Annotated in this window: 8 protein-coding genes; 4 read left to right on the top strand and 4 right to left on the bottom strand. The window is 44.2% G+C overall.

Translation table 11 applies throughout. The features are described 5' to 3' along the window. Window positions 1-135: 135 nt before the first annotated feature. The 3 genes from J1N09_RS07800 to J1N09_RS07790 all read left to right on the top strand — a co-directional run bounded on the left by J1N09_RS07800 (window position 136) and on the right by J1N09_RS07790 (window position 8,081). Window positions 136-3,051, top strand: coding sequence for a T9SS type A sorting domain-containing protein (locus tag J1N09_RS07800; protein ID WP_265199501.1), 2,916 nt, complete (start codon window positions 136-138; stop codon window positions 3,049-3,051). Between the two features lie 137 nt (window positions 3,052-3,188). Continuing rightward, window positions 3,189-6,113 (top strand): GEVED domain-containing protein, encoded by a 2,925-nt coding sequence (locus J1N09_RS07795; RefSeq protein WP_265199499.1) that lies wholly within the window; start codon window positions 3,189-3,191, stop codon window positions 6,111-6,113. 123 nt (window positions 6,114-6,236) lie between these two features. Beyond that, window positions 6,237-8,081 carry a T9SS type A sorting domain-containing protein gene (locus J1N09_RS07790; RefSeq protein ID WP_265199498.1) on the top strand — a complete coding sequence of 615 codons (1,845 nt, stop codon included), beginning with the start codon at window positions 6,237-6,239 and terminating at the stop codon, window positions 8,079-8,081. Window positions 8,082-8,133: 52 nt separating this feature from the next. Here the strand turns inward: J1N09_RS07790 and J1N09_RS07785 are convergent, their stop codons facing one another. After that, the gene (locus tag J1N09_RS07785) at window positions 8,134-9,342 is read right to left on the bottom strand and encodes an RsmB/NOP family class I SAM-dependent RNA methyltransferase (RefSeq protein ID WP_265199496.1); all 1,209 of its coding nucleotides are present in this window, start codon (window positions 9,340-9,342) and stop codon (window positions 8,134-8,136) included. Window positions 9,343-9,413: 71 nt separating this feature from the next. On the opposite strand from J1N09_RS07785, the gene J1N09_RS07780 reads away from it, so the two are divergent. Beyond that, window positions 9,414-10,454: a WD40/YVTN/BNR-like repeat-containing protein gene (locus J1N09_RS07780; protein ID WP_265199494.1), complete on the top strand. Its 1,041-nt coding sequence runs from the start codon at window positions 9,414-9,416 to the stop codon at window positions 10,452-10,454. A gap of 30 nt (window positions 10,455-10,484) precedes the next feature. Here the strand turns inward: J1N09_RS07780 and J1N09_RS07775 are convergent, their stop codons facing one another. The 3 genes from J1N09_RS07775 to J1N09_RS07765 are packed head-to-tail and all read right to left on the bottom strand — an operon-like array spanning window position 10,485 to window position 11,993. Beyond that, on the bottom strand, window positions 10,485-10,922 hold the full coding sequence (locus J1N09_RS07775) for a sensor of ECF-type sigma factor (RefSeq protein WP_265199491.1): 438 nt from the start codon (window positions 10,920-10,922) through the stop codon (window positions 10,485-10,487). A gap of 1 nt (window position 10,923) precedes the next feature. Further along, the gene (locus J1N09_RS07770) at window positions 10,924-11,418 is read right to left on the bottom strand and encodes a twin-arginine translocation signal domain-containing protein (RefSeq protein ID WP_265199490.1); all 495 of its coding nucleotides are present in this window, start codon (window positions 11,416-11,418) and stop codon (window positions 10,924-10,926) included. A gap of 23 nt (window positions 11,419-11,441) precedes the next feature. Then, complete coding sequence (locus tag J1N09_RS07765; RefSeq protein WP_265199488.1) at window positions 11,442-11,993, bottom strand: RNA polymerase sigma factor; 552 nt, start codon at window positions 11,991-11,993, stop codon at window positions 11,442-11,444. Window positions 11,994-12,033 lie beyond the last annotated feature (40 nt).

The raw sequence follows: 12,033 nt of genomic DNA, 5'->3' as shown, positions 1-12,033 counted from the left end.
AATTATTATCTGGGAAATGGGACACATATAATAGAAGTGATATTCTCTATTTGTTTTGTAGGTTTTTGAATTCGCTTTTTAGCCGTATCTTCAACCCTTCAAAAAGAAAATCAACTAAAATCATTGACTATGAAAATGAAAAATTTGCTACTTGTGTTGGCTGTATTTTCTGTATGCGGCATTTTTGCACAGGAGAGTAATCCACCTTCGTCTGTTTCCTATGGACGATTCGTGAAACAAACAATTCCTTTAAGAGACTTTCCTACCGTGGATGCTTCAGAAAACACGGATCCGAAAAACCTAAAGATCATTCCTAACAATTTAAGGGCGAACGAAAAGGTAAATGCTGCGGCTTTACCTTTAGGAGACGATCCTGTGGCTCAAAAGACCGCTGGACGCATTGCCAGCTTCGCCCTGGAAGAAAACTTTGACGGAGCCACGGCAGCTGAGGGTGGCGCAACTCCTCCGGACCCAACCGGAGCTGTAGGACCTAACCACTATGTTCACGCTGTAAATCTGGTAGTGAAAATTTTTGACAAGCAAGGGACATTGCTTGCCGGACCGACATCTCTGGGATCTTTTCTCGGTTCCGGAAATAATAGTGGAGACCCTATCGTGATGTACGACCAACTGGCAGATCGTTATTTTGTAAGTCAGTTTGGAGCAGCACCAAACTCGCTCGTATTAGGTGTCTCCGTAACAAATGATCCCACAGGGGCTTATAATGTATATGAATTTGTTCTTGATTCCTTCCCGGATTACCCTCACTATTCGGTTTGGCCGGATGGTTATTATGTAACAGCGAATAAATTCTCAGGGAATACAACCTATGTAATGGAACGCGATGTTATCCTCGCAGGTGGTGCGAATCCACAGATCGTTGGATTTAACCTTCCGGGAGTTAACAATAATCCTAACACAGTATTTAGTCCTGAACCTGCAAACCTTACCGGCACGGTGTTTCCACCAAACATACCGGGTTATATCGTATATCTCCAGGACGACGGCTGGGGCGGAGGTATTACCTTCGACCACCTGAAGATCTGGGAAATCGATGTGGATTGGGCAAATATTGGTAATTCATCGATCTCGTCACCCCTGGAAGTGCCTGTGGCACCTTTCGATTCGGTTTTTGCACCCTTCGGAACTGGAGACGTGAATCAACCGGGTACCAGCAATAAGATCGATATGATAGGCGGTGTAATTTCTTTTGCTGCCAATTACAGGAGTTTCGGATCACATAATTCGTGGTTAGTAACCTTTAATGTAGACGTTGACGGAAATGATACATCTGGTGTACGTTGGGTAGAATTGCGAAACGATGCCGTAAACGATTGGTCCGTGTTCCAGGAAGGAACTTACGCACCCAACGACGGCCAGAGCCGATTTATGGGTAGTGGAGCTATGGATGCTGGTGGAAATATCGGACTCGGATTTAATATTGCCAGCGGAACGCTGCCGGTAGGAGTGCGATATACAGGTAGGTTTGATGGTGATCCATTAGGACAAATGACCGTTGCCGAAACAACAATCGTAGACGGAATAGGTGTTCAAACGAACACTAACCGATTTGGGGATTATTCCCATCTCACTATGGATCCGGACAATTTCACCTTCTGGCATACGGCTGAATACTTCAGTGCTAATAATTTCTGGGTTTCCAGGATCGCATCTTTCTCTTTATCGGGTGGATTCACCAATGATGTGGGTGTGAACGATATCATTCAGCCGGTCAATGGTGTATTGACAAATTCTGAAACCGTTGAGGTGAGTATCCGAAATTACGGTACGGCAGACCAAACGAGTATTCCTTTGGAATTGCGTGTAGACGGCAACCTTATTGCTTCCGAAAGCTATACAGGTAATATAGCAGCCAATTCCACAGACACCTATACATTTTCCGCTACTGTGGACCTTTCTACAGTAGGTCAGACTTACAATATCGAAGTGAACACACTATTGGCGGCCGACGAGTTTAATACCAACGATGGTTTCAGCAAGGAGGTAACTCACCTGTTTGGTAACGATGTAGGAGCGCTCGAGATCACTGCTCCTCAATCCGGACAAGGATTGGGTGATGAAACTGTGACTATCACAGTGAAAAATTTTGGTGCGAATCCGCAGACAAATTTCGACGTTGAGTACTCCATTGACGGAGGTGCCGCCGTAGTTGAAAGTTTTAGTGGTACGATAAATTCCGAAGAAGAGGTAAGTTTCGACTTTGCCCAACAGGGTGATTTTACTGCCTTAGGAACTTATACCGTTACAGCATCAACATCTCTTGGAGGTGACCAGGATACAGCTAACGACGAAACAAGTACAACTATCGAGAATGAGCTTTGTCAGCCAGATCCCGACTGTTCTTTCGGAGATGGATTCCAATTGTTTTCAATCCAGGAAATAAACAATCCATCAGGATGTGAAGGTTACGGTGATTTCAGAAACCAGGTAGCAAATCTGGAAGAAGATACTACCTACAGCTTAACGGTTACTACAGGTTATGGTGATCAGCATGTTACTGTGTGGATCGACTTTAACGACGATTTCAATTTTAGTCCGAACGAGCGTGTTGTGCTGGACTATGTTATCGCGCCCGGACAGGGAAGTGGGAGCTATACTGAGACCTTCGACCTTGTTGTACCGGCGGGTGTTGCGGCAGGCGAGCACATCATGAGAGCAAAGACCAACTGGCAGGCTCCGGTGCCAATAAATGCCTGTGAGCAAACCCAGTTTGGTGAAACCGAAGATTATTCGGCAAATATCGGATCATTGAGCCTGGAAGATATTGCATTCCGCGATTCCGATCTAAGAGTAACCACTTTACCAAACAATCAATTTGAAGTTTCATTGGTTACCGATTTTGACGGAGAAGTGTTTGCGGCAATCTATAACACACTCGGACAGCAACTGGGTTACAAAGTGTTGAACCAATCCGGTAACACTTATAACCTGAACCTGGACATGTCTGCAGCAGCCAGTGGCGTCTACCTTATCAAAGTAGGCGGGCAGTATAATAGAATGTATAAAACCGCAAGGATTATTGTGAAATAGTTCCTCAGAAACAATAATAAAGAAAGGGGTGGTATTTTAGTCACCCCTTCTTTTGTCTACTGGTTTGGTAGGTTTCTGAATTCATTTATTCGCCGTACCTTCTGCCAGCAAAAAATTAATCAGCTAAAACTTTAACTATGAACCTAAAAACTCCTTTTGTGGCATTAGCTATGCTCTTTTGTATAGTTCTGAATGCCCAGGAAACCTATCCACCAAGTGAAATAATAACCGGAACCTTCCTCGGGAAAACTGCTCCTCTGAGGGATTTTCCTACAATGGAGAGTCAGTATTATGATGCCAAAGAGCAGACAATGATCTTAGACCAACTGGTGAATACTACACCAGAGACTGTTCCAACCACAACCGTGATCCCGGATATGCAAACCGAACCGGGCCAGATAGAAAGTCTACCATTGGAACAGAACTTTGTTGGTGCATCCTCATCGGAGGCTGGTGGTGTTTTTCCACCCGATCCTACCGGTGCCGTAGGTCCGAATCATTATATGCACTCGGTGAACCTTTTGGTGAAGATTTTCGATAAGACCGGAACTCTCATCACGGGTCCTACCTCTATCGCTGGCTTTCTTGGTATTTCTAATAGCCCCGGTGACCCTATTGTGCTATATGATCAGTTAGCCGACCGTTGGGTGATGAGTGCTTTTGGATCATTGAATAACTCTTTAGTAATTGGAGTTTCAGATACTAATGATCCAACAGGAGCCTATAATGTTTGGCAGTACCAATTCAGTGGTTTCCCGGATTATCCTAAATACGGTGTTTGGCATGACGGTTATTATGGAACCGTGAACCTTAATGGTCAAACCACACAGGGTTTTGTGATGGAACGCGACGTGATGCTCGCCGGAGGTGCGAATCCACAAATACTAATATTCAACCTTCCGCAGATCGTAATAAACCCTCAAACTGTAAAGAGTCCTGCTGCGGTGAATCTTACCGGAACAGTTGTAGATACCAGTACTCCAGGATATATAGTTTATCTGCAGGATGATGGATGGACGGGAGCTATTACTTTCGACCACCTGAAGGTTTGGGAGATCGATATGGATTGGAATAATGTTGGGAATTCAACGATCTCAGCCCCACTGGAAATTCCTACCGACCCTTTTGATGCAGGAGAAATATTTGGAAATGGAAACGGAGCATTGTTTCAGCCAGGTACAAATCAACGTCTCGCTGCTCACGGAGGAATTGTTTCTTTCGCAGCGAATTATCGAGATTTCGGATCGCACAATTCGTGGTTGATCACCTTCAATACATTCATTGATGGGAACCTAACGGGAGGAATCCGATGGATCGAACTAAGGAACGATGGCGCGAATCCATGGACTATTTTCCAGGAAGGAACCTATGCTATACTCGACGGACATAGCCGTGTTATGAGTAGTGGTGCTATGGATGCAGCAGGTAATATTGCCCTGGGATACACAACTGGAAGTAATAACCTTGCACCTTCGTTACGTTATACAGGGCGTTTCGACGGAGATCCCTTAGGACAAATGACAGTGGCCGAAACAGTTATCATCGACGGACCAGGTGTGCGAACGAACAGTAACCGATATGGTGACTACTCGCATATGACCATGGATCCGAATAACTTCACTTTCTGGTTTACTTCGGATTATTTTTCGGCGAATAACCAATGGAGAACGCAAGTTGCTTCTTTCTCTTTGTCGGGAGGTTTTGCAAACGATGTTGGAGTCAACGACATTGTGCAACCCGAAAATGGTGTGCTTACAAATGCAGAAACCGTTGAAGTAAGCGTTCGTAATTTTGGTTCGGCAGCACAAACCAATGTTCCCCTGGAACTTCGTCTTGATGGAAACCTCATTGCTACGGAAAACTATGTAGGATCCATTGCACCTAACGAAACGGATACCTATACATTTACCGCCACGCTTGATCTTTCAACCCCAGGCCAGGAACACGAAGTAGAAGTTACAGCATTGCTACCAGGTGATGAATTTAATCCGAATGATAATTTCACAAAGACTGTGAAGCACCTGTTGGGTGACGATGTTGGAGCGCTTGAGATCGCTGCTCCTGTAAGTGGATTTAGCCTTGGAGAGGATGAAACAGTTACGGTGACGATCAAGAATTTCGGTGCGAATCCTCAGTCGAATTTCGACGTGGAATACAGTATTGACGGAGGGACTCCGGTAGTTGAGACCTTTTCAGGAACTATTAATTCCGAAGAAGAAGTGGATTACGATTTCACTCAAACAGCCGATCTTTCCGAGTTAGGATCTTATACATTTACAGCCAAAACGTCTCTTGGAAGTGACCAGGACAATGCTAACGACGAAACCACATCGGTAGTTGAGAACGAGCTATGTATGCCAAATTCAGATTGTTCGTTTGGTGATGGATTCCAGCTCTTTTCTATAGCAGAGATCAACAATGCATCCGGTTGCGAAGGATATGGTAATTTTACCAATTTGGAAGCAAACTTAGAGCAGGATACTACTTATGACCTAACTGTTACGACAGGTTATGGAGACCAGTTCATCACAGTATGGATTGACTTTAACGATGATAATGTTTTTGCTGCCAATGAGCGTGTTGTTACAAATTATGTAATTGCGCCAGGGCAGGGAGCAGGCACTTATACTGAAACATTTGATCTTGTGATCCCGCCAAACGCACAGACAGGGACTCACCTGATGAGAGCCAAGTCCAACTGGCAGGGACCCGTACCAGCAGCCTGCGATGAGGCCGAATTTGGAGAGACAGAAGATTACACGGCAAATATTGGTACACTTAGCCTCGATGACCGAGCTATCAGAGATGGTGAGTTGATCGTAGTTTCTAAATCGAACAACCAATTTGAGGTTACTCTAGACACAGATTTCGATGGAGGAGTATTCCTTGGAGTGTATAATGTTCTTGGCCAGGAACTTGGATTTAACAAGAAAATTCCTAAGATCAACGGACAGTACAAGTTAAATCTCGATATGGCAAAATTAGCTAGTGGAGTTTACCTTCTGAAGGTGGGGGGTCAAACCACAACAGCCTATCAGACTGCAAGGATTATTGTTAAGTAATTCGAAGAAAAGCTAAAGTTTAAGGCGGCCATATTGGCCGCCTTTTTTTATAAAGTTTTTATAATTCCACGGCATAACTTATGAAATATGGATATATTGTCTGACTTCTAAAAAAAATAAACCATGAGAAAAATTTACTTGCTGCTGGCAACTGCTATGATTTCGAGTACGCTTTCGTTAGCTCAATCTGAATTCCAGGCCGCCAGCATTGAATACGGAACCTTCATTGGGGAAACCCTTCCGTTCCGAGATTATGAAACCTCAGTACCGGTTACCGATCTGGATGATCCAATTATTATTCAGAACAATTTACGCCAGGCGCCAAAATCCAATCCGGATGCCTTACCGTTAGGTGCCGATCCGCTAGCCCAGGAGGCTGAACCTACGCGCCAGGCCAGAGAAATCCTGGTGAATTTCATAGGATCCAATGTATCGGAAGCAGGTAATGCAATTCCTCCGGACCCAACGGGCGCCGCAGGTCCGAATCACTACGTACATGGTGTTAACCTGAGAATAAAAATATTTGATAAGAGCGGTAATCTCCTTGCAGGACCAACACCTTTAAGTACTTTTCTTGGCTCGGGTAACAACGACGGTGATCCCATCGTAATGTATGACCAACTGGCAGATCGTTTTTTTGTGAGTCAGTTTCGTACCAGTGACGACGCACTGATTATCGGTGTTTCTACTACTCCGGACCCTACAGGAACGTATAATTTATACAGCTTCCCTTTAGATGCTTTTCCAGACTACCCTCACTACTCAGTTTGGCCGGACGCTTACTATCTAACTGCTAATAAATTTACAGGGAACAGGGTTTACACTTTAGACCGTGCTGCCATGATCGCTGGCGATCCTAATCCGGCAATCATTGGATTTAACCTTCCCGGCGTCATTTTTAATCCGAACACGGTATTCAGTCCGGAACCGGCAAACCTCGTGGGAAACACTGCTCCGGCAAATGTTCCCGGATACATCGTTTATTTGCAGGACGACGGTTGGCCTGGAGTGACTTTCGATCATATTAAAATTTGGGAGATCGATGTTGATTTTGTAACTCCTGGTAATTCGACGATTTCAGCACCGGCTCTTATTCCGGTGCAACCTTTCGACGGGACCTTCTTCCCATTTAGCGTGGGTGATGTTCAACAGCCTGGGACTTCTCAGCGATTATCAAGCCAGGCAGGAATCATTTCATATATGGCTAATTATCGCAGTTTCACGGGTCATAATTCGTTCCTGGTTAACTTTAACGTTGATGTTGATGGAAGCAACCGTGTGGGAATTCGTTGGATAGAGTTGAGAAATACAGGTACAGGCCCATGGTCTATTTATCAGGAAGGAACCTGGACGCGTAACGATAGTGAAAGCCGATTCATGGGAAGTATGGGAATGGATGTAAACGGAAACATCGCCTTAGCATACAGCAGGGGTAGTGCGAGCAACGCCGTTGGAATATACTATACTGGACGACTCGAAAGCGATCCTCTGGGTCAAATGAGTTTCCAGGAGCAAGAGATCCAGGCAGGGAGTTCGTTCCAGAATTTCTCGAATCGATTCGGCGACTACTCGCAAATGACCATGGATCCCGATGGAGAAACATTTTGGTTTACATCTCAGTATTTCCAGATCGTTAATCAATGGACTACTAAGATCGCAGCATTTAACCTTGAGAACATTCCAATACTGGCAAACAATGATGCCAATGCAGATGAGGCAGAAATGGCTGTTTATCCGCTTAATGGAGATGTTTACGAGGTTTTCCTCACAAGTACGAAGGACTTGGGTGATGTTCAGTATGAAGTGATAGATATACAGGGGAGAAACGTATCCCAGGGGGCTCTTAGTAATAACGGCGATAATCACAGGGGGACATTTAACAAAGGTTCGCTTGCAACAGGTGCTTATGTGATTAGAGCGTTTAACAATGGCTCTTTCAGTCAAAGCAAAAAAGTAATCATTAAGTAACCGTTAAAGGTTTTATTGATTGAAGAAGCCTTTCCTTCCCGGGAAAGGCTTTTTATTTTTTCTGAAGCAATGCCATATAGAAACCATCAAATCCGCTTCGAGCAGGAGATACTTTCTCTTCCTTTACAAGTTTAAAATCTTTGCCGTTATCCGAAGCAAGGAAATGACTTACCTGGTCCTGGTTTTCCGAAGGTAAAATAGAACAAGTGGCGTAAACAAGCTGGCCACCCGGACGCACCATTCTTGAATAACTGGATAGGATCTCTCGTTGTTTTTCTCGGATCTCATCAAGGAATTCAGGCGAAAGCTTCCATTTGGTGTCGGGGTTACGTCTTAAAACGCCCAGTCCGGTACAAGGCGCATCTATAAGTACTTTATCCGCTTTCTCAATAAGTTTTTTAATGGCCTTGGAGGAATCGATCAGGCGTGTTTCAATGTTGTGTACTCCATTCCTGCGTGCTCTGCGCTTAAGCTCCGTCAGTTTATAATCGTGAATATCCATAGCGATCACCTGACCTTTGTTTTCCATTAGGGCGGCTATGTGTAAACTTTTCCCTCCGGCACCTGCACAAGCATCTACCACACGCATTCCCGCTTTTGGGTCTAAGATTTTGGCTACTTTTTGAGAGGAAGCGTCCTGTACCTCAAACCAACCGTCCTTGAAGGCTTTGGTAGTGAAAACATTCGCCCGTTCTTTTAACTTCAAGGCGTTAGGTAAGCCTGTGATGGATTCGGTTTCAATGTTTTCTTCTGAAAGAGCAGCCTGAAGTGCCTTTTTGGTGGTTTTTAAAGGGTTGGTTCTTAGAATTACATCGGCCGTAGCATTCAATGCATGAATTTCTTTCTCCCATTGGTTTCCAAGTTCTTCCATACCCAGTTTATCGAGCCAGTCCGGAATGGACTCACGAATTTTTCGGATTTTGGAGAACTCGTCGAATCGTCCCTTGATGCGTCGTTCCGGAGTACCAGCAAATTGAGGCCAGTCGGGTAATCGAATACCTCTAAGAACCGCCCAGACGGCCACAAGTCTGAACAGATTTTCCCTGTCGAAAGGTTCTTTTACTTCGGCGATCTCGGAATACAAACGTTTCCATCGAACTATATCGTAGGTGGTTTCAGCAATAAAACCACGATCCCTGGAACCCCATCGTTTGTCACGCTTAAGAGTGTTCTTTAAAACCTTGTCGGCTTGCTTTCCCTCGTTGAAGATGAGATGAAGGGAATCGACAGTTGCGAATACTAAGTTGCGGTGTAATTTCATGGGTTTCAATTGGTGGGCAAAGGTATCACAAAGCAATGAATACTTTTAATTACTTTTGGCAAAAATATTCTATGCGCTATCTATACCTCTTACTTTTCGCGATTAGCATAACTTCCTGTAGCCTGAATGGGATAAATGAATTTACCTCGGTTGAGATCACTCCTGTGTTCCAGGATAGTATCAGTATTCGTGCCATTTCTCCTCTCGATGAAAACAAGGTATGGTTTGCAGCCAATGCAGGCAGGGTGGGTCTTATCGATAGTCTCACTCCCAAACTGGCCACCATCAAATACGAAGACTCTCTCTTAGCGTTTCGGTCGATCGCTACTACCAGAAATGCGGTTTTTGTGCTCAGTATTGCCAGTCCGGCAGTATTGTACAAGATAGGATTCGATGGAGAGTCAGCTACTAACATTGAGCAGGTATATTTTGAGCAAGGAGAGAAAGTATTTTACGATGCCATGGCCTTTTGGAATGACAAGGAAGGTATCGCCATGGGAGATCCTACTGAAGACTGTCTTTCGATTATCATAACCCGGGACGGTGGGAATACCTGGAACAAAATTCCTTGTACAAACTTGCCGAAAACAGAGAATGGTGAAGCGGCTTTTGCGGCGAGTAATTCAAATATTTCTTTGAGTGGTGATCATGCCTGGATCGTATCCGGTGGAAAACGTGCCCGGGTATTCCATTCAGCGGATAAGGGGGTAAGCTGGGAGGTTTTTGAAACACCTATCATCCAGGGCAAGGCGATGACAGGTATTTATACTGTGGATTTCTTCGATGAAAAGAACGGGATCGTTTTTGGAGGAAACTGGGAGGATAAAGCTTTCAATGAGGGAAATAAGGCTGTAACCACCGATGGTGGGAAGACATGGAACTTGATTAGCAATGCTGCGGGACCTGGTTATCGTTCTTCGGTTCGCTATGTTCCCGGAACAGAAGGACAGGGGGTAGTGGCTGTAGGCTCGCCCGGAGTCTCCTACAGTCCGGATGGCGGTGATAGCTGGTCGGATTTATCTTCTGAAGGCTTCTATGCTATTGAATTTGTAAACGACACCCTTGCCTTTGCTTCGGGTAGAAATAAGATCTCCAGGCTTATTTTCAGATAAAAAATAAGGCGGGGATATTCCCGCCTAATTCTATTGTCGTCCTTTTCTTCGTTTTCGAAGTTGTTCCATGAGTATTCTTCGGAAATCCTCTTCTGCTTTTCGGAGTCGAAGTATTTTTTGCGGCGGTATAACACCTTTCAATTCCTGCACGAGGTTTTTATAATGTGTGAACTGATTCTCTTTGAAATCGATCATTTTTTCGATTAGCTTTTCCGCCTCCTCATCACTTAAAGCGCCAACGTCCCCTTTCACCATGGATACGATCTCCCGCCTTTCCTGTTTTCGATTTTTTTCGAGTTGCTGGTCGAATTTATTATAGATGGGCCAGAACTTCTCAGCTTCTTCGGAAGTAAGGTCCAGAGTCTGGGTAATATGAGCTGTTTTAAGTGCCTGTATCTGTTCACTTCCGGGGCGTTGCGCCTGGAGTGTACTGGCAAATAGTAGTAGTATGATCAATAAGTTTTTCATTTTATTCAACTAATAATGAGTTTTCGTCAAAATTATCAAGGAGGTATTTCTCCAGGTTTTCTTCGGAAATTTCTTCCATAGGAAGTGTTATTTCTGAAAGATCTTCTTCTTCAAGCAAGGCCAGGACGTCATAGGTGTTAATTTCCAAACCACCCTCATCGATAAAAGCCTCAACTTCATTAACGTTAATATCGGTCAGGTTAATATCCTCACCTGCACCGCCCCATAACGAAATAATGAGTACCAGGGACGCTGCTATGCCCGCAGCGTAGAGGAAGTTACGTCTACTGAAAAGCGAAATCACTTTGGGATCTTCGTTTTCAGCCAGGCTGTTCAGAACCTTATCTTCAACCGAATCAAAGTATCCCTCCGGCACTTTAAGGCCATTGGAGGCCGGCAGACTGTCTTCCATTACCTTTAACATCATTCGGTCTTCGAAATTTTCGAAGTAGCCCTCAGGGGCATTTAAACCGGATATGTTCTTTTTATCTTTCATGTATTCATTTGACCTGTATTAACTCAAAAGGTTTCATTGTTCTTAAGATAGGCCGTAATTTTCTTAACTGCAATGTGATAATTACTTTTTAATCCACCTACGGATGTTTCCAGTATCTCCGACAATTCCTCGTAAGTGTGTTCTTCGAAGTATTTCATATTAAACACCAACTGCTGTTTTTCGGGCAGGCTGGCGATGGCTCTTTGTAAATTTAATTCTATCGCGCCTCCTTCAAAATAAACATCGCTTTCAAGTGACTCAATGGCTCTCTCTTTTACTTCTTCAATTGTTATGTTGTTTCGTTTGGCGCGCTTATTCATAAAAGTAATGGCTTCGTTGGTGGCGATGCGATACATCCATGTATAGAGCCTACTATCCCCTTTGAATGAATGGATATTACGATATACTTTGATAAAAGTATTCTGAAGCACATCATCTGTGTCGTCGTGATTGAGAACCATCTTTCGGATATGCCAATAGAGGCGTTCCTTGTATTGGGACATAAGATCCCTGAAGGCTCGCTCTTTGTCTTTATCCGATTGAAGCGCGCTTACCAGCGCCTGTTCTTGCACCACCTGTTGACGATTTGGAAGTTAGACTTATGAAATCTATAAA

Source organism: Aureitalea sp. L0-47, assembly GCF_026126405.1.
In the GTDB taxonomy this organism is placed as follows: Bacteria; Bacteroidota; Bacteroidia; order Flavobacteriales; family Flavobacteriaceae; genus Pukyongia.
The sequence above is the reverse complement of the archived record's forward strand: the minus strand, read 5'-3'. Positions and strand labels throughout refer to the sequence as shown.

Excerpts from the sequence above, each read along its gene's own strand:
- J1N09_RS07800 (WP_265199501.1), top strand. The coding sequence starts at position 136 with ATGAAAAATTTGCTACTTGTGTTGGCTGTATTTTCTGTATGCGGCATT.
- J1N09_RS07795 (WP_265199499.1), top strand. The coding sequence starts at position 3,189 with ATGAACCTAAAAACTCCTTTTGTGGCATTAGCTATGCTCTTTTGTATA.
- J1N09_RS07790 (WP_265199498.1), top strand. The coding sequence starts at position 6,237 with ATGAGAAAAATTTACTTGCTGCTGGCAACTGCTATGATTTCGAGTACG.
- J1N09_RS07785 (WP_265199496.1), bottom strand. The coding sequence starts at position 9,342 with ATGAAATTACACCGCAACTTAGTATTCGCAACTGTCGATTCCCTTCAT.
- J1N09_RS07780 (WP_265199494.1), top strand. The coding sequence starts at position 9,414 with ATGCGCTATCTATACCTCTTACTTTTCGCGATTAGCATAACTTCCTGT.
- J1N09_RS07775 (WP_265199491.1), bottom strand. The coding sequence starts at position 10,922 with ATGAAAAACTTATTGATCATACTACTACTATTTGCCAGTACACTCCAG.
- J1N09_RS07770 (WP_265199490.1), bottom strand. The coding sequence starts at position 11,418 with ATGAAAGATAAAAAGAACATATCCGGTTTAAATGCCCCTGAGGGCTAC.